The 18,829-nt window shown below is 63.7% G+C and carries 10 protein-coding genes; 3 read left to right on the top strand and 7 right to left on the bottom strand.

Annotation, left to right across the window (positions count from 1 at the left end):
- Positions 1-2: 2 nt before the first annotated feature.
- On the top strand, positions 3-1,481 hold the full coding sequence (locus VEW47_03455; protein ID HYS04227.1) for a DUF4147 domain-containing protein: 1,479 nt from the start codon (positions 3-5) through the stop codon (positions 1,479-1,481).
- Between the two features lies 1 nt (position 1,482).
- On the opposite strand, the gene VEW47_03450 is transcribed toward VEW47_03455, so the two are convergent.
- From VEW47_03450 to VEW47_03435, 4 genes are all read right to left on the bottom strand, one after another.
- Positions 1,483-2,400 carry a UbiA-like polyprenyltransferase gene (locus tag VEW47_03450; GenBank protein ID HYS04226.1) on the bottom strand — a complete coding sequence of 306 codons (918 nt, stop codon included), beginning with the start codon at positions 2,398-2,400 and terminating at the stop codon, positions 1,483-1,485.
- Positions 2,385-2,984 carry a UbiX family flavin prenyltransferase gene (locus VEW47_03445; protein ID HYS04225.1) on the bottom strand — a complete coding sequence of 200 codons (600 nt, stop codon included), beginning with the start codon at positions 2,982-2,984 and terminating at the stop codon, positions 2,385-2,387. Before VEW47_03445 ends, VEW47_03450 begins: the two co-directional genes overlap by 16 nt.
- 21 nt (positions 2,985-3,005) lie before the next feature.
- Positions 3,006-3,389, bottom strand: a complete 384-nt coding sequence (locus VEW47_03440; protein HYS04224.1) for a PilZ domain-containing protein — start codon at positions 3,387-3,389, stop codon at positions 3,006-3,008.
- Positions 3,390-3,563: 174 nt separating this feature from the next.
- The gene (locus VEW47_03435) at positions 3,564-4,373 is read right to left on the bottom strand and encodes a tetratricopeptide repeat protein (protein ID HYS04223.1); all 810 of its coding nucleotides are present in this window, start codon (positions 4,371-4,373) and stop codon (positions 3,564-3,566) included.
- Positions 4,374-4,795: 422 nt separating this feature from the next.
- On the opposite strand from VEW47_03435, the gene VEW47_03430 reads away from it, so the two are divergent.
- The gene (locus VEW47_03430) at positions 4,796-13,759 is read left to right on the top strand and encodes an RHS repeat-associated core domain-containing protein (protein HYS04222.1); all 8,964 of its coding nucleotides are present in this window, start codon (positions 4,796-4,798) and stop codon (positions 13,757-13,759) included.
- A gap of 791 nt (positions 13,760-14,550) precedes the next feature.
- On the opposite strand, the gene VEW47_03425 is transcribed toward VEW47_03430, so the two are convergent.
- From VEW47_03425 to VEW47_03415, 3 genes are read right to left on the bottom strand one after another with little or no spacing between them, the layout of a single operon-like run.
- The gene (locus tag VEW47_03425; protein ID HYS04221.1) at positions 14,551-15,780 is read right to left on the bottom strand and encodes an ABC transporter permease; all 1,230 of its coding nucleotides are present in this window, start codon (positions 15,778-15,780) and stop codon (positions 14,551-14,553) included.
- On the bottom strand, positions 15,777-16,526 hold the full coding sequence (locus tag VEW47_03420) for an ABC transporter ATP-binding protein (protein ID HYS04220.1): 750 nt from the start codon (positions 16,524-16,526) through the stop codon (positions 15,777-15,779). The genes VEW47_03425 and VEW47_03420 overlap by 4 nt, the downstream gene beginning before the upstream one ends.
- 10 nt (positions 16,527-16,536) lie before the next feature.
- Positions 16,537-17,721: an efflux RND transporter periplasmic adaptor subunit gene (locus tag VEW47_03415; GenBank protein ID HYS04219.1), complete on the bottom strand. Its 1,185-nt coding sequence runs from the start codon at positions 17,719-17,721 to the stop codon at positions 16,537-16,539.
- Positions 17,722-17,830: 109 nt separating this feature from the next.
- Here VEW47_03415 and larB point away from each other — a divergent pair, with 109 nt between their 5' ends.
- On the top strand, positions 17,831-18,601 hold the full coding sequence (larB, locus tag VEW47_03410) for a nickel pincer cofactor biosynthesis protein LarB (protein HYS04218.1): 771 nt from the start codon (positions 17,831-17,833) through the stop codon (positions 18,599-18,601).
- Positions 18,602-18,829 lie beyond the last annotated feature (228 nt).

Below are 18,829 nucleotides of genomic sequence, written 5' to 3'. Positions count from 1 at the left end.
CTATGCTGATCAGGGACTCCGGGCCGCGCCCGGCCGCAGGGCTTGCGGCCCAACTGCTTCAGGCCCTGGCCAGGGAGGCGCTCGCGGCCTGCGACCCGGCCGCCGCCGTGCGCCGGGCGGCGCACGCGCGCCCCGAGCTGCTGTCAATCTGCGGCCGCCCGATCAGCATGACGAGGAAGGGGCGCCTGTACCTTCTCGCCTTCGGGAAGGCGGCACCGGCGATGACGATCGGCTTCGTGCAGCGATTCAAGGAGGCGGGCGGCAAGCGCATTCTCGAGGCGCTCGTCGTCCATCCGCCGGCCGAGAGGCCGGAGAAGGGACGCCGCACCGTATCGAATCCGCCCCCGTTCTTGACCGCCTCCCTCGCCGATCTGCGCCTGCCGGCGTCCCGCCTCAGGCTGAAGACCGTGCCGGGCGAGCACCCGGTCCCGCTGAAGGACTCGTTCGCGGCGGGTAAGGCGGCGATGCGCTTCGCCGCGCGGGCGACGGCCGCGGACGACGTCGTCTTCCTCGCTTCCGGCGGCGGCTCGGCGCTCATGACGGCGCCCCTTCCGCCGCTCTTGAGGGAGATCGACAAGACGAACCTGCACAGGGTGCTCCTGACCTGCGGGGCGCCGATCGGATCGATCAACACGGTGCGCAAGCACCTGTCGGCGGTGAAGGGAGGGCGCCTGGCGATCCTGGCGCGCCGGGCCGCGACCCAGTCGACTCTCGTGATGTGCGACGTCGACCCGGAGCGCTACGAGGAGGTCGCCTCGGGGCCGTCCCTGCCGGACCGAACCACGCTCGACGACATGATTCGCGCCATCGATCGCTACGGCATCGCTCCGGCGATCCCGGTGAAAGTCCTGGAGGGGATGCACAGGGGCCGGATGCCCGAGACACCGAAGCCGCGCGACCGGGTCTTCAAGCGCTCGCGCTCCGAGGCGATCCTGTCGAACCGCGACCTGCGCAACGCCGCGGTGCGCGGCGGCCTGACGCGCGGCCTGCCGGCCGAGGCGATGCCGACCGACATCACCGGCCCCGCCGAGACCGCCGTCGAGATGATCGCGCGCGCCATCGAGACCGCGCCTCCCGGGACGCGCCTCCTGGTGCTCGGCGGGGAGGTCCTGACCGCCCCGCGGGTCCCGGGACTGGGGGGGCGCGCGCAGGAGCTCGCCCTGCGGCTGGCGCTCCGGATGGCCGGCCTCGGCTCCCGCCCCTGGGCCTTCCTGGCGATCGGCAGCGACGGCACCGACGGGAACTCCCCCGCCGCCGGCGCCTACGTCGACCAGACGACGCTCGAACGGGCCCGCCTGGCGCGTCTCGACCCGCAGCGCATCCTGCGCGAGGCCACGACCTACAAGTTCTTCAAGCGTCTCAACGACGACTTCACCACCGGTCCGACCGGCACGAACGTGCGCGACCTCTACCTTCTCCTGACCGGCCCGGTGATCGTGACGCGCAGGACGATCGACCCCCTGCGCGTGCCGATCCCCTAGTTCAGCCCCGCAGCGCCAGATCGGCCGCCGTCGCGGCCAGGATCAGGAACGACACGCAGCCGTTGACGGTGAAGAACGCGTGGTTCACCCGGCTGAGGTCTCCCGGCTTGACCAGCCGGTGCTCGTAGATGAGGAGAGCGGCCGTGCCGGCGACACCGGCGAGGTACGGCAGGCCGAGTGGCAGGAGGAGCGGCAGGCCGAGAAGAAGCAGGACGGTCAGCGCGTGCATGGCGGAAGAGACGACGAGCGAGCGCGCGACGCCGAAGGACCGCGGCGCCGAGTGCAGCCGCTCGCGCCTGTCGAACTCGACGTCCTGGCAGGAGTAGATGACGTCGAACCCGGCGACCCACAGGGCGACCGCGGCCGCGAGCACGAGCGGTGCCGTGTCGATGCTCCCCCGCACGGCGATCCAGGCCCCCAGCGGGGCGAGACCCAAGGACGCGCCGAGGTGCAGGTGCGTCAGCCAGGACAGCCGCTTGGCGTAGGAGTACGACAGGACGAGCAGAATCGCCGGCGCCGCCAGAAGGAAGGAGAGCCGGTTCAGCCGGAAGGCGCTCAGGAAGAAGAGCGCCACGCTCAGCGCGAGCGCCGACCAGGCGAACCCGAGCCCCAGCTCCCCGGTCACGAGCGGCCGCGACGCAGTGCGCGGGTTCCTGCGGTCGAAATCGAGGTCGGCGATCCGGTTGAAGATCATCGCCGCGCTGCGCGCCCCGACCATCGCCCCCAGGATCCAGCCGATCTGTCGCGGGGACGGCAGCCCGTCCGCCGCCAGGATCGCCCCCGTGAAGGCGAACGGCAGGGCAAAGAGAGTGTGCTGGAACTTGATCATCGACAGGGTGGCCGAGGCGGCGCGCAGACCGCGGGCCCGTGGAGCGGGCGCCGGTCGCGCGGCCAGGCTTTCGGTCAGGGGGTTCCCCATCGCTTCCCGAGGGAGTGCGGCAGCCGGAGCAGGTCGAAGATGCGCGCCGTGAAGTGCTCGACGATCTCCTCCATCCCCTGCGGCCGGTTGTAGAAGGCGGGTGTGAGGGGATAGAGGACGGCCCCCGCCTGCGCCGCGCGCCGCATGTTCTCGATGTGCACCAGGCTGATCGGCGTCTCCCGGAACGCCAGGACGAGCGGCCGGCGTTCCTTCAGCGTCACCTCGGCGGCGCGGTGCAGAAGGCTGCTCGAGGTTCCGTTGGCGATCGCCGCCAGCGTCCCGCCGCTGCAGGGCACGACCACCATGCCGTCGGTCGGGTACGAGCCGCTGCTGATCGAGGCGGCCATGTCGGCCGAGCGGTGCAGGACGATCCGTTCGTTCGTCTCTCCGTCCAGCAGCAGGCGCAGCCCCTCGGTCTCGTCCTGCGCCTTGCGCCCCAGCTCGACACTCATCGTCTGCAGGGAGAAGAGGCTCAGGACGACGTGCACCCGCTCGACCTCGGGATGCCGCGACAGGTGACGCACGACCGACCGCGCGCACAACGAGCCGCTGGCGCCGGTGATGCCGACGACGAATCGCCTCACGGGTGCATCCTTTCGGGAGGGCTAGTGGCCGGCCTTGCCGCCGTGCCGTTCCAGGAAGTCGTGGAGCCTCTGCCGGTCCGCGTCATCCATCTTCGAGAAGAACAGGGCCACGCGGTACGCCCCCTGGCCGTCCACCGGGGCCGGCGGCTCCGTACGGACGACGACCGCCTCGCCCGTGACCGTCTCGAGCCCGTTCGTCTTGTCGGTCGCGGTCGGCCCATTGGTCGGCAGGACGAGCGACAGCGCGAGCTTGGTCATCAGGGGAAGGAAGGCGGGGGCCGTGCAGCTGAAGCCGCCGGCGCTGAGGTCGATCGTCTCCAGCTCCACGGCCTCCCGCGAGGATGACCGCACCTTGATGCGTTGAGCGACGCGTGGGTGGCGCCGCTTGTCCTTCGATTGACTCATGCGCTCACTTTTGCGTTGGCCATCCGATGAGCGTCTCCCGCCTCTGGCAAGGGTGCGGTCGGCCGAAAGGCGCGCAACTCTTGACGTTGCGGCCGCCATCTTATGAAACCGCGCGGGGCGTGTCAAGGACACAAGCGGTGTCGCCGGCAGAGGGGCGCGGAAGCCCGCCGGCGTTCATTTCGCCGACGGCTCCGCGGCAAGGCGGCCAAGGTTCTTCCTGGCGGCCTCGAACCCGGGGTCCATCGCGAGCGCGGCCTCGAAGTCTCTCCTGGCCTTCTCCCGCTTCTCCATGTTCATGTACGCCAGCCCCCGGTTGTTGAGAGCCCAGATGTCGTTTGGGAAGAGTCGGAGGGATTTCGAGAAAAGCCTGGCCGCTCGGCGGTACACGCCCTGCCGGAGCAAATCGTTCCCCCAGTTGTACAAGGCGGCCGGCAGCCGCGGGTCCAGGTCGAGCGCCCGCTCGTACTCCCCGGCAGCCGCGTCGTAATCCTTCCTCTCCGAGTAGACCACGCCGAGGTTGTTAAGGACCTGCGCCAGGAACTCGTCCGTGGTCAAGTTGCGCATGAAGATGCCCCGGCGGATCGACTCCTCGGGGATCTTCTGCTCCCGGATGTACTGCTCGTCCGGCACGCCGGCTCCTCCCCGCAGGGTCTCGATGTTGACGCGTACCGCGCCGTCGTCATATCGCAGGAAGACGTGTGAGGGTGTGGCCACTGCGTAGATCGGCAGATCGAGCCGCCCGGCCAACAGCAGATACAGCGCCGCTATCCCGACGCAGTAGCCCTGCTTTCGCTCGAGCACGTCGGAGGGCAACAGGTTGCAGGGGTCCTTCAGATCCTGGCTCGCTTTGATAGCGAGGTGATCGAAGAGAAGGTGATTCAGCGCGTCGACCCGCTGCGAACCGGCCGTGCCGCCTGCCGACGTGTCCAACTCCTTCACGATCGTGTCGATGGTCGAGCGCAGGTCCGAACGACCCTCGGGCATGGAACACAAGGATGCGTGCTCTTTCTCCAGGTCCATGAGGTGGGCCAGCAAAGTGTCCTCTTGACCCAGGACGACGCCTGACATGGCCGAGGCCAGAGCAAGGACAGTAATCAACGCGGCGCGAAGAGGCCGCTGCCATAATTGCGCTCCCACCACCATCAGGAGTTTCCTTGAGATCTCTTTCGGTATTTTTCCCATAGTCAAATTCGGGGTTTGCCTGATGGTCGTTGCCGAGATCCTGACGTAGGTTCCGGCCGCATTAAGGGTAACGCCCGAATGGGGCTCCGTAAAACTACTTGCCTCGAGGCAGGGTGTTCCCTCAACGTCACTTGGTTATTCGCCGTAGCGTAGCACTTCTCTGTCGGGCTCCGGGCAGCGTGTCCCATCAGCGCACGGTGATTTGCTCTTGGAGGAGAGATCTCATGATCGATCGGACGGCACGAGCGGCGGCGCTTTACATCTCCGTGCTTCTCTGTCTGTTTTTTCCGATCAGCAGCGACTGGGCCCAGAACGAGAATGAGACGGTGGGATTCCAGTCGAACCACATGTTCACGAGCGGTCATTTCGGGGAAGATATCGATGTCTTGAACGGCGGGCTGCATCTGACGCTCCCCATCGGTCCCAGGTACCAGGTCAACGATCGTCTCGGCTACCAACTGAATCTCTCCTACAATTCGAAAGTCTGGGACTACAGCGACTACAGGTCGAACAATACGACTACAGTGAAGCCCTACAACGAGGGGCCGTTCGGAATCGGCTTCACGCTCACCTTCGGACGACTCCTGCAGGACGTTCACTGGCGGGTCTGCACCGGCGGCGTCGACTGCTGGATGACGACCTGGAAGTGGATCACGCCGGACGGCAACCAGCACGATATCTGGTTCGAGGAAAGCGCGAGCTCGAACATCCAGCCGGTTGACTGGCCTGCCGTCGCGACGGATCTGTCCTACGTCAAGGTGAATATACCCGGCGTCGGATGCCTCGCGAACGAGGACCCCGGCTGTTTTACGGTGAACACGCCCGACGGTTTGACCTACACCTTGGGCAAGCACATCGCGTATCCCCCAACGGGAGAGAACACGTATCGCCAGGACAACCTCAGCTTTGGGGGATGGTACGTGACGCGGATAGAGGATCGCAGCATCCCCCCGGAGAATGGCGTGTACACCAGGAGCATGACGATTCAATATGACGACACGCGGGCCGGCTTCGAGCATGCGATCAAGAAGATCACGGACGGACGCGGCCGCGAGATCGTCTTTCACAACTGCAAGTACGACACGGCGGGCAACTGTGTCGACACCCCGAGCACGACGGCGGACGCCTATCCCAACACCAACCCGTCGATTTACAATCGCCATCCGATTGCGACGTATCAAGTGGACGTTCCGGCCTTCTGGGGAAGTGAGGCCGTCCCCACGACGACGCCTGACAAGGACGCATCCAAGGCGACGTATTTCCTCAAGTATGCTTTCACGTCCATAACGCGCACGCACTATTACAATGACCAGACCAGCCACACGATCTTCCTGGATGGTCCTGTCCTCGAGCTCCTCCGCCTTGACTATCCTGTCTATAAACATCGAGGCGCCACAGGCGATTGCGGCACGCCGGGGGTCGCGTGCGACACTTACAGCATCTACTTTGGCTACGATGGGTCCCTGACCGATCCAAGAAACCGCGGTGAGCTGAACTGCCGCACCATGCCGATCCTCCAACCGGCGGGGAGCGCGACCTGCACCGGTTGGGAAGGGACGGAGGTCATTACCAAGTACGAGTATGAATACTATCCGTATGTCTCGCTCTTCATGGTGGGTGGAAAAGGCACGGAGAAGCAAATGAGCGGTGTATCCGCGGGTTACGCCGGATCCCCGGATATCACGAGCGCGAGCAGACAGGTCAAGACGAAGAAACTGGTTGTGCCGGGCGCCGGAACCTCGCAATGGGGCTACGACCGGCTGCAGATCTCGGGTTACTCGAATCCGCCGAAGGTAACCGTCACCGACCCGTTCAACAACGACACTGTCTACTATTACAAGGCGACGCTGCCGCCGCTCTCCACGGATCTGCACTCCGGACAGGACCCTGAGGACCACATTGCGCCCGACTGGGACGATGGAGTGAATTACAAGATTGAGTACTACAAGGGGACCCTGTCCACCAGGCAGCTGCTTCGTACGGAGAACCTCGAGTACGACGCGGACCTGGGTCCCGCTCCAAACACCGGCATCATCGAACATACGAAGAAGAATTCAAGGCTCAGGCTCAAAGCAACTGTTTTTCAAGACGACGGTGGTGCGGAAACAGTTGTCGCCAATGCCGACTGGGACACTTTTGGCCACTGGCGGACAGTCTCGGAGACGGGGTTCGGCATTTCCGGCACCAGATACACGCACACGCAATACCTGGACGAGGCCCATACCCAGACCATGGGTTATCTCTCCGGTCTTTTCGATTATCGAGAGGTTCACGATGGGTACCGGGTTCTCGAGCGCACCGAGAATTACTACCGATCCAATGACGGCCGCGTGAACCTGAGGATCGCCAGAAAGACGCTGCCTGGTGCCGTTGGGACACCGAAGAACGTCGCCACGATGGCCGCCGGGGACGTGAAGACAGCCTATTCCTATGCTCCGCTCGACGGGAGTATCGCCGACGGCAACGTGGCCAAGAAGACACTCAGCCGATGGGTTGGTCTGCCGGGTTCGGAGATCACGGAGTACTGCGTCGGATACAAGTGGAACCAAGGGTATCTCAAGTCCAAGACCTTCTTCACCGACTGCACGGCGAATACTTCGATTGGATGGAATGCCATCGATCGGAAACGGGACGGGAACACCGGCGCCATATTCTCGACGAAGGACACGGTGGGCATCGAGACCACCTACAGTTACGACAGGCTCGGCCGACTTACCGACATTACCCCGGTCACGCCGGAGCTTCCGTCTGCGATCGACTACGTCTCGCTCAAGGAAACGACGCTGACGCGGGGAAGTGGTACGGATTACCAGTTCAGCCGGTACCTTTATGATGGCCTGGGCCGGGTGATTCGCGAGGAGCGCCGACCCGCGGACGCCTCGGCCGGCAATCCTTTCCGTGCCACCTGCTATGACGTCGCAGATCGAGCAACCTTCAAGTCGGAGTGGCTCGGCCCGACGGTCACGGGGGCAAAGCCCTGCGACCCGGGTCTCCCACCCCCACCGTACATTGCCGGCACTCAATTCGACTTCGGAGGGGACCCCTTTGGCCGGATCCAGAGGGTGACAACGGCAGATGGAAGCGTCACCACGACCACCTACAAAGGATTGGATTCGACGGTAACGGTTCAGAACGTGATGGGTGTCGGGGTGGGGGGTGGGACAGGCAATGTGACCACGACGTATTTCCGGGATGGCTGGAACCGCCTGATCGTGGTCGACGCGCCGTCGGAGAAGCGCTGTGACACGTGGGGGAACATCTGTACAACGAACGCCGAGTGCGGGACGGGACACACCTGCGCGGCCACCGACGGGGCCGACGCGAGCTACGTCTACGACACCCGGGATAACCTCATTCGAGCCGACCTCGTGGATCAGGCGACGAACAGGATCCAGTCGCGCTTCTTCGAATACGACGGGTTGAACCATCTCTACCAGGCGTCGAACCCGGAGAACGGCACGACGGTCTACACGGACTATGACTCGCTGGGGAATGTCCTGTCGGTTACCGATGCCACGGGTGGCACGCTTCAATCGGCCTATGACAAGGCGGGGAGGCTCCTGCAGGTGTCGAAGGCCCCTTTGAACACCATCATCTCTGCGAATCAGTACGATACCGGCAGCAACGGCCTGGGCAAGCTCTCATCGTCGAGCGCGTATCAGGATGACCACTCCCTTACCCTGAACACTACCTACGCGTATGCCGGCATGAACGGCAGGCTTTCCGGTCTCACCTACGGGCTGGCCGGTTGGCCGGGAGGTTCTACGGAACAGGCCGCTCTTTCCTATGACACGTATGGGAACGTCAACAGCATCGTCTACCCTGCGGGGGCCGCGGGGCTGGGGAGCGAGCTGACCGCGAACTATGATTTCTCGAACGGGATTCCGACGAGGGTCAAGGATTCCAGCGGCAATCCACTCGCGACGATCACCTACAATCCCGCCGGCCTCATCGACACGATGACGACGCAGGGCGATGCGCAAGGCCAGGCGAAGACGCAGGTCACATACGATTCCCAGAGCCGCCCCTCGGCGATCAGCATCGGGAAGTGGACGGGCGGCGCCTTCTCGACTCCGCACTATTTCGACAGCGGCGCGTACGTCTATGACGGAGCCGGGAATATTTCAGCCATCGGATCCAACAGCTACAAGTACGACACCGCCAACCGGCTCAAGGAAGTTCACGAAACATTCGGATCGCCGGCGGTCAACTATCTCCAGTGTTTCGCCTACGACGCGTTCGGCAATATCTTTGGCAAGGTCGACAGAACCGACAGCACGGGAACGACTCCGTGCTCGAGCATTCAGACCTGGGACGACATCTTCACCGTGACGGCACCGGACGGAACGAACACCAATCGGATCCTGAGCGAGCAGATACCGGGATCGGGGCCGGTCAACCTGATCTACGACGCCCGGGGAAACGTGACGAAAGACTGGGAGCGGCGCTTTCTCTATGATTCCAGGAACCGGATGACGTCGGTCATCCGCATCGCGACTCCGTCCGACCCGGCCTCGATCGCCATGGTGCTGGCGAACTACGAGTACGACACCGGCGGCGACAGGGTGATCAAGAGAGACCGGCAGAGGGATCAGGTGACCTATTACATGCGCGGACCGGATGGCCAGATCCTGTCGGAATTCCGCCGGACCACGCTGGGAAGCTATGTTCCGGAATGGATCAAACACCATGTCTATCTCGCCGGCAAGGAGGTCGCGCTGGTCGAGAATCGCCGGCCGAGCCCGCCGGGGGGGCTGATCATCTGGTCGCCCAACTGGCAGGGCAATATCAATCTCCATTGGAAGAAGAACCCGGCAGAAGACAACGTGACCGTCTATCGCCTGTATCGATCCACGTCGGGCGGTGCCTATTCTCCGCTGGTCGACGTGACGTCCAGCACGTCGTGCCCCAACGACACCGCCAACATGTGCTACACCGACGCCACGAATGCCCCCGGCACACAATTCTCGTATCAATTGACGGCCATCTCCGGGTCTTTGGAGAGCTACGGCTCGGACATCATCGGAATGACTGCCGGTGATGTGACGAGACCCAGCCCACCGACCTGCCTCACAGGTACAGCAGGGGATGGCCAGGTCAGCCTTTCGTGGACCGCGAGCCCCTCGACGGACGTGCGTGGCTACAACATCTATCGCAAACGCTGCGCCTTCTGCACAATTGAATGGATTAGCTGGACTCTCGCTCCTGGCACGACCTATGTCGACAGCGGTCTCACGAATGGTTATACTTACACCTATTGGGTCCGCGCGCAGGACAACGCGAGCAATGAGTCGCTTGACGTAGTGAACTCGGGGTGCACCCCATCCCTACCCACGAACTTCTCGGCGATGCCGAAGGACTATGCGCCGCCGGGCCCGCCCAGAAACGTAGTCGTGACGGGCAGCTGCAGTATCGGGACGGGAACCGTCACCTGGGATCCCAACGCGACGACGGACGGTGTCACGACGTACTGGGTCTACCGTTATCCGGACTTCATCCCTCCCGGGCCCAAGCAGATCACCGCGCCGACCGCGTCCTATGCGGACAGCGGCTTGAGCTCCTCCACGACTTATTACTATTGGTTGACCGCCCAGGATGCCGACTCGAACATCTCGGTACCTTCGGAAAAGGTCGGGGTTGCGGAGCGCTCTACCTCTCTCCCGGTGCCACCGGGCAAGCTGCGACTATCCGCCGGCAACGGCCAGGCCATAGTCCGCTTCCAGGCCCCGGCGGACACGTCGTCAATCAGTTCGTACGTGATCTACCGGAAGCTGAACGCGGAACCATCCTGCGGCGCCTTCCAGCAGGTGGACTCAATACCGAAAACCGCAAATCCTCTCCAGTACACGGACTCGAACGTTCCGAACAATCTTGCCTGGGATTACGCGGTGACGTCCCGGGACATCAACGGAAACGAGTCGGGCTTCTCCGAGACGGCCCTGGCGATTCCGGCTTCTCCACCCAGGAATTACCGTGAGTGCACGGTCCCCAATGGACCGAACACCCCCTACGTTTCAATGAGATGGGACCCGCCTCAAGGGAAGCCTTATCATCCAATCGATGCCTCGAATGTCAAGGGAGACCTCAGCTACCTGCAGGGGTATCACGTCCGCCGCTACAGGAAGGCCGTGGGCGGGGGCGGAAACTCGGACGCCAACCATCTGACGGAGGAGATCATCGGATCGACGTACTGGACGAACACCCTGTGCGAAATGACCCAGGCCGGTTGCAGCGCCTCAAACTTTGGTTCGGCACAGTGCTCTCCCTGGGATTCTTGCATCCAGATGGGGACCTGCATCCCCGGGGGCAACTTTTGCGTGCAGAACTCCGATTGCCAGGCAGGAGCAACTTGCACGCGGGGCCTCACGATTCCTGCGGACCCCTACCTTCTTCAGGACCCGGGGACCTCGTTCATCTACCCCCTTCCACCGGACCCGCACTACGACATGTGCAACATGGTGTCGTCGGTCTACAAGGTTTTTGCAAATGGCAATTGGCAGACCGTGGTCTCGGGGACAACCTCGAACTTCGACGTGACCAAACTGAGCAACGACCCAGCGAGCAGCGGTACGCGCTGCCAGCCGGCCGTGATCGATCCGACGAGCACGAGCGCCCCCGCATGCACCACGTCCGAGCCATCCCAAATCAGCGTTGCTCCTACTGCGGCACAGGCGCTGGACGCCAACAACGTACCGATCAACGGCAGCATCCATGTCTCCTGGACGGCCCCCGCTGACTTGACCAGGGTGGCGGGATACTACCTGTATGTGACCGAGGTCGTTTTGTTCAAGCAGGCGCCTTATGGATTCAGCAGCAGCCAGCCGTTCAGACCATTTATCACCTTAGGGCCGACTCAGACGTCCTACGACTTCAGCGACCTTGCCCGGGACTCCCGCGGGTATCAAGGTCAATCGAGCTTGTCTTCCGGCAACATCAAGTATCAGTTTCAGGTTGCCGTGTTCGATTACGAGGGTCGGGTGTCCGACCTCTCGCCGGCATCCACACTTCTCGGACTGTCGGCGACTTATCCGGCGAAGCCCGTGGGCCTCAAGACTGTGATCTGGACGACAAACGACGCCAATTCTGATGGTGGAAACGTCAGCCAGGGCATAAACATTTTTAACCTCTCCCCGAACCCACGCAGCATGGACGGGATCAAGCTGCAGTGGAAAACGGGCTACTGGACCGGCATTCAGGGCTTCCGCCTCTACCGTGCCACGAGTGAAAACGGAACCTACTGTGCCATTGTGAAGAACGTCGGCTCGGGCAACCCGGCGAACACCCCCCTCTGCATCGACTCGACCGCCTACTCGGACAGCCTCACGAGAAGTGTCAGCGAGACAGGGAACACCCGTTTCTTCCACGACAAGAACATCACCCCCGGCACTGTCTACTACTACAAGGTAAAGGCCGTGGGTGATTCTTCGTCGTCGACTTCGGAAACGAGCTTCTCGACGCCGGTGTCCGGAATGGCCCTCAAGCACGCCGATCAACCGTTGTCGCCGCCCCGGCACCTGAAGGCATGGGCCCCCACGGTGCCCACCATGGGCGGTGGCATCTATCTGCGCTGGTGCCCGAATCCGACCGACGAGGGCATCACGGGCTACAAGATTTACCGGAGCACGGTCAGCGGCGGCCCTTACACATGGATCGCGACGCTGACGAACCAAAGCCCGGATACGACGCTGACCGACTGCCTCGGAGGCTCGAGGAGGTGCGGCATCCAGAGCGGAGCAACCGGAGGGGCTCCGACCCTCAACGACCCGCAGCAAGCGCCATGCACCACAAGTCCCGGTGGAACCTGCAAGATTGTCGACTTTGGAGTGTCGTACCCCTTGACCTCGGACGGGGACACCCAGCAGCTGCAGAAGATATATTATTACGTGGTGACCGCGATCAGAGGGACCCAGGAGTCCGCCTATTCAGTTGAGAACGCGGGCTGGCCAAATTACTGCGCGGTCGGAACCTGCACCTGTTCGGGCACAAGCTGCTCGGGGACTTACTCTGAACGCTACGATCCCGACAACCTGGGCGACATTGCGTGCGACGACGAGATGTCGGAGCTTAGGGAACCCGACGACTCGTTGCCTCACATGGCCCAGGCCGGCCCGTCCCCAGGAAGTGCGTCGGACCCGGCCGATGCTCAGATGACGGCGCCCTATCGGTCGATCGGAGCTCTGGTGGGGAGCAGCGGCGGCCCTGGCGGCGCCGCCAGCCCAGCGGCGTCTCCGCGCTGGCTGTTCTTCCACGCCGACCATCTGGGCAGCCCGCGCGTGGTCACGGACTCATCCGGAAACGTGGTGAGCACGCACCACTACATGCCCTTCGGCGACGAGAAGCCGCTGCCCGTCCGAGTCTCTTCCGACAACAACAAATTTACGGGCCACGAACGCGACGTCGAAAGCGCGTTGACGGAAAACCCCGACGGGCTGGACTACATGTTGGCTAGGTACTATGGGTCGTCGCTCGGAAGATTTATGAGCGTCGATCCGGTGGGAGGGAATCTTGGCAATCCGCAATCCTGGAATCGCTACACGTACACTCTCAATAATCCTCTCAGGTATATAGATCCCCTCGGGCTCACGATCACAGCGTCCGGGACCAACAAGGCTGACTATTTGAAGAACCTCTCGAAGAAAACAGGGTGGAAGCTGAAGTATGACAAGAAGGGACACGTCCGGTTCGATGGCAAAGCGCCGTCGCAGCGAGGCCTCAGCGGTGCCAACGCTCAGCTCTATCAGGCTATTGAGGGCAAGGAGAACATCCAGATCAACACTGTCAGCGGGGATGCCAACGTGGATTTCGATGCATCCACAGGGGCTGGACAGCAGACGATCGATTTTGGGGATGTTAATCTCTTAGATAATCCGAGTAATCAAAGCGCGGCAACAGCTCCCAATGCAGTCGCCCACGCAACCATTGAGGCGCTTGCTACGGCGCAGGGGATGGCTGGAGCACACAGCTTTGCTTCGTCCTTGACTACGGAAATCGGTCCAGAGATCACCTACCCCACTCCGAACATTGGTGGAGGAATGTTGTACGGGGCAACGCTCAGGATGGGCGTTGGTAACGATCCATCACACACACTCAACGTCACCACCGAATTGGTCACCCCAATCAACCTCAACGCACCGTTACCTACGAGCCGCCAACCGCAACACATCGTCGATGTGTCGAGCACACCGTAACATGCCGATCGTGAAACAAATGTGGAGACGTCTGCTCTCACGGCAGTTGTTGGCGGTGCTCGTTGGCGCTGCGTTGGCTCTGTCGTGCGGTTCCGCTGTCCGACGGAGATCGTCGATTGATGCCGAAACCACTTCTGCGAAGCTGCGGGTCGTTCACATGGATCCATTTGAAATGTTTCAACTGACATCCTCACCTTTTCGCCAGTCCATTGTTACAGACGTACTCGATGATCCGACCGGTACCATTCGTGTTTCTCGCTTGAAGCTCAAGATTCTTTTTGGGTCAGCCCAAGAGGCGCCCTTCATTCGACACACCGAAGGGGGGAATGTTTTGGACGAGAGCGTCCTAGCACCGGGCGCCATCGTGACCGTTGTGCTCCCTCTCGGAACCGCAACAAAATGTCCGGCACCGGTATCGCCGGTCGATGGTCGTTACTTGGATCAAGACACCGCGGACCGTTATGATGATCTTCCATGCTTTGAGGTAGAGGCTCACGCACTCGGCCTGGTAAGAGGCGGCCAGGCGCCAACGGATGCCGCATCACAGCGAGGGAGTGAAAATAAGGTGCGCTGCGCGAGTCCGCGCTCGCCAAGCGGGGCTTAGGCCGACGTGACCCTCCGCGCGGAGCGCTCCGGTCCACGCGGCATAAGAGGCGCTTGGGCGAGACGCGGACCCCTCAAGGCCGACGGATAACCCAATGAGGACTTTGGGCGTTGCCGGGACTAGACATGTAACGCTGCAGAGCTGGTAAGGGAAGGCTCCTGTCTCTAGACAGGCCGGCTCGGAGAGATCACTCGTACCGCAGCGCCTCGATCGGATCGAGCCGCGACGCCCGCTGCGCCGGGTACAGTCCGAACACGACACCGACCAGCCCGCTGAACACGAGAGCCAGCACGACGATGCTCGGGCGGATCAGCATCGGCCAGCCGAACTGGGCGGCGAGACGCCAGGCGGCGAAGAGACCCAGAAGGGCGCCGGTGACGCCCCCCAGGATCGACAGCGACAGAGCCTCGGTCAGGAACTGGGCCAGGATGTGGCGGGGCTTGGCGCCGACCGCCATGCGGACGCCGATCTCGCGCGTGCGCTCGGTGACGCTCACCAGCATGATGTTCATGATGCCGATGCCGCCGACGACGAGCGACACGGCGGCGATGCTGGCCAGAAGGGCCGTCAGGGTCTTCGTCCCCTCCTGCTGGGCGGTGGCGATCTCGGTGAGGTTCCTGACCTGGAAGTCGTCGTCCGCCTCGGGGGGCAGGTGGTGGCGGTCGCGCAGGAGGCTCCTGACCTCTCGCTCGGCCTTCGACGTCGAGGCGGGGGAGGACGCTCCGACGAAGATCGAGCCGGCGATGAAGTTGTTCAGGCCGCCCTGGATCTTCGAGCGGAACGTGCTGACCGGGATGAACACCGCGTCGTCGTAATCCTGCCCCATGGGGGACTGCCCCTTCCGGACCATCACCCCGGTCACCTGGAACGGCATCCCCTTGATCCGCACCGTCTGGCCGATCGGGTCGGCCCCGGGACCGTACAGACGGTCGACGACGGTCGTTCCGAGCAGGACGACCTTGGTTGCGGCGTCGATGTCGGAGGCCGTGAACGACACTCCCGACGTCACCGGCCAGTTGCGGATCTCGAAGTACTCGGGGGTCACCCCGGTCACTGAGGTCGTCCAGTTCTGCTCCTCGCTGACGACCGACGCCGTCGAGCGGAGCTGCGGGGCGGCGTGGCGGACCGACGGGACTTCGGTCTGGATCGCCTTCAGGTCGTCCCAGGTCAGGGTCGGCTGCGATCCGAACCCGCCGAACACGCCGCGCTGCGAGGACGAGCCGGGCAGGACGATCAGGAGATTCGTCCCCATCGACGAGAACGCCTCCTCCACGCGCGCCTTCGCCCCTTCGCCGATCACGACCATGGCGATGAAGGCGGCGACGCCGATGATGATGCCCAGCGCCGTCAGGAACGAGCGCATGGTGTTGCGTCCGAGAGCGCGGAAGGCGACGCGCAGGACGGCCCAGGGGCTCATGGGACGACCTCGACAGGGCGGGCGGCGGCGGGCGCGGGCGCACCGGGAGTCACCGGGGCCTGCCTCTGGTCCGACAGGATGAGGCCGTCCTTCAGGTTGAGGACGCGCGAGGTCCAGGTGGCGATGTCCGGAGCGTGCGTGACCAGGACGACGGTCAGCCCCGCCTCGCTCAACCCGCGCAGAAGGGCCATCACCTCGCTGCTGGTCTTCGAGTCGAGGTTGCCGGTCGGCTCGTCGGCCAGCAACAGCCTCGGGTCCCCCACGAGGGCGCGCGCGATCGCCACGCGCTGCTGCTGCCCCCCCGACATCTGGCCCGGATGGTGCTCGAGCCGATCCCCGAGGCCGACCTGGCGCAGCGCCTCGATGGCGCGGCGCCGGCGCTCGGCCCCCGGCACGCCGGCATAGACCAGCGGCAGCTCGACGTTCTCCACGGCGCTGGTGCGGGATAGAAGATTGAAGCTCTGGAACACGAACCCCATGGTGCGGTTGCGGACTTCGGCGAGGGCGTTGCGGTTCAGCCCCGAGACCTCGCGCCCTTCGAGCAGGTACTGACCGGAGGTCGGTCGGTCGAGGCAGCCGATGAGATGCATCAGTGTCGATTTTCCGGAGCCGGACGCCCCCATGATCGACACGAACTCGCCTGCCTCGACGACCAGGGAGACGCCGGCTAGCGCCCGGACCTCGACCTCGCCGGCGTGGTAGACCTTGGTGACGTTCTCAAGCCTGATGAGCGGTCGGGTCGCCATGGCCGCAGTCCTACAGAGGCCGCCGGAAGGCCGGCGGCACGCCGCTTCCGGGTGTCACCGCTTCGGTGACCAGGGCGTCCCCTTCCTGCAGGTCTCCGTCGGCGATCTCGGTCACGCTGCCGTCCGAGAGACCGGTCTTGATGGCGACGGGGACGGGCGCCCCATCGCGCAGCACCCAGAGGACGCGACGGTCGCGCTCGGGGCGGGGGGCCTTCGCGGCGATCTCGGCCGGCGGCCGGAAGCGCAGGGCGGCGTTCGGGAACCTGAGGGCGTCGTCCTTCTCGGCATACGTGAAGGTGACGTTGGCGGTCATCCCCGGCCGGAGCCGCAGGTCGGGATTGTCCACGTCGATGACGGCGTCGTAGGTCACCACGTTCTGCACCGACTGCGGCGAGTTGCGGATCTGCCGGATCACTCCCTTGAAGTTTTCCCCCGGAAAAGCGTCCACGTTGAAGCTCGTGCGCATGCCGGGGCTCAGCTTGCCGACGTCCGCCTCGGAGACGTTGGTGTCGACCTGCATCTTCTTGAGGTCCTGCGCAATGGTGAACAGCGTCGGGGCCTGCAGCGACGCGGCTACCGTCTGGCCGACATCCACGTTGCGCGAGATCACGGTGCCGTCGATCGACGACGTGATGGTGGTGTAGCCCAGATTGACGTCCGCCTGATACAGGGTGGCCCGCGCCTGCGCCACCTGCCCGTCCATCGCCTGGACCTGCGCGTCGGCCGCCTGGGCGTTGGCGTCCGCAGTGTCGAGGTCCGACTGGGCGATCAGCTGTCCCTGCTCGACGAGGGACTTGGCGCGCACGTACTGCCTGTGGGCGTCGGCGGCCTGCGCCTTGGCCTTGGCGAGGTTCCCCTCGGCGGCCACCAGGTTCGCCTTCGCCTGCTCGACGGCCGCCTTGAAGAACTGCGGGTCGATCTTCGCCAGCACCTCTCCCTTGTGGACCGGGCTGTTGAAGTCGACGTACAGGTCCTGGATCCGTCCCGAGACCTGCGTCCCGACCTGCACCGTGACCAGGGCCGACAGGGTCCCCGAAGCGGTCACCTTCGCCACGATCTTGCCCCGCTCGACCTTGACGGTTTCATACTTTGCAGTCCCGGCTTTGCCCCGCCCTCCACCCAGGGACAGCGCGGCCAGCGCTCCCACGGCGGTCACGACGATGATGCCCGCGACCCAGGCGGTCCGACGCTTCATATCCTGTAACATACTCCGCTCACCTCTACCGTTCAAACGCCCCTTAAAGGGGGCCGGTTACACGGTGCATCGTCCCCGCGGATATAATCGCAGTCTCCGGGAGGCGACCCTGAACACCGTCGAGCTGAAGAAGATCCTCGAGCGCGTCCGCGCCGGCAGGATGAAGCCGGACGAGGCGCTCAGGCGTCTCAGGCTGTTGCCCTACGAGGACCTCGGCTTCGCCAAGGTGGACAACCACCGACAGCTGCGCCGCGGCTTCCCCGAGGTGATCTTCGGGGAGGGGAAGAGCGTGCCGCAGATCGTCGCCATCATGGGGCGGGTGGCGTCGAAGAGACAGCCGGTGCTGGTCACACGGGTCACGCCGGATGTCTACAAGAAGGTAAGGAGGCGCTACCGGGGAGCGCGCTACCACCAGCAGGCGCGGGCCATCACCCTGGAGGTGCCCGGCCCCAAGAAGACCCGGCCCGGGATCCTGGTCCTGGCCGCCGGGACGTCCGACCTGCCGGTTGCCGAAGAAGCGGCGGTGACCGCCGAGATCCTCGGGAACGACGTCGTGCGGGTGTACGACGTCGGCATCGCCGGCCTGCACCGGCTGCTCGATCACAAAAATGAACTGCTCCGCGCCCGGGTGATCATAGTCGTGGCCGGTATGGAGGGGGCCCTCCCAAGCATCGTGGCCAGCCTGGTCGATGTGCCGGTGATAGGAGTGCCGACCAGTGTCGGCTATGGCACCGGAATCAAGGGAGTGGCGGCCCTCATGGGGATGCTCAACTCCTGCGCGGCCGGTCTGCTCGTGGTCAACATAGACAACGGGTTCGGAGCCGGATATGCCGCCTCAAATATCAATTTGAATATCGAGAATCACTCCAATAAGATGTAAGGCAGTATCAAACACGCCCACGCTGATTTCCCTCCCACCCCTTAAGACTATCTGCAAGATTTTTGGCCTTTCTCTGGCCAGTTTCTTGACAACCCTGGGGTATGGTTCGTATATTAAGCATGCGTTGGTCTGTGGGCTTTGGTAATCCTATGTCGGTCCAAGTACTTCCACGGATCGGCATTATTTTAAGCGAAGGGGTTACTCGGCGGGCGATCCGGCCTGCAGCGG

It is taken from the genome of Candidatus Dormiibacterota bacterium, from assembly GCA_035635555.1.
In the GTDB taxonomy this organism is placed as follows: Bacteria; Acidobacteriota; Polarisedimenticolia; order Gp22-AA2; family Gp22-AA2; genus Gp22-AA3.
The sequence above is the reverse complement of the archived record's forward strand: the minus strand, read 5'-3'. Positions and strand labels throughout refer to the sequence as shown.

Excerpts from the sequence above, each read along its gene's own strand:
- VEW47_03435 (HYS04223.1), bottom strand. The coding sequence starts at position 4,373 with ATGCCCGAGGGTCGTTCGGACCTGCGCTCGACCATCGACACGATCGTG.
- VEW47_03440 (HYS04224.1), bottom strand. The coding sequence starts at position 3,389 with ATGAGTCAATCGAAGGACAAGCGGCGCCACCCACGCGTCGCTCAACGC.
- VEW47_03455 (HYS04227.1), top strand. The coding sequence starts at position 3 with ATGCTGATCAGGGACTCCGGGCCGCGCCCGGCCGCAGGGCTTGCGGCC.
- VEW47_03430 (HYS04222.1), top strand. The coding sequence starts at position 4,796 with ATGATCGATCGGACGGCACGAGCGGCGGCGCTTTACATCTCCGTGCTT.
- VEW47_03425 (HYS04221.1), bottom strand. The coding sequence starts at position 15,780 with ATGAGCCCCTGGGCCGTCCTGCGCGTCGCCTTCCGCGCTCTCGGACGC.
- VEW47_03420 (HYS04220.1), bottom strand. The coding sequence starts at position 16,526 with ATGGCGACCCGACCGCTCATCAGGCTTGAGAACGTCACCAAGGTCTAC.
- VEW47_03415 (HYS04219.1), bottom strand. The coding sequence starts at position 17,721 with ATGAAGCGTCGGACCGCCTGGGTCGCGGGCATCATCGTCGTGACCGCC.
- VEW47_03450 (HYS04226.1), bottom strand. The coding sequence starts at position 2,400 with ATGGGGAACCCCCTGACCGAAAGCCTGGCCGCGCGACCGGCGCCCGCT.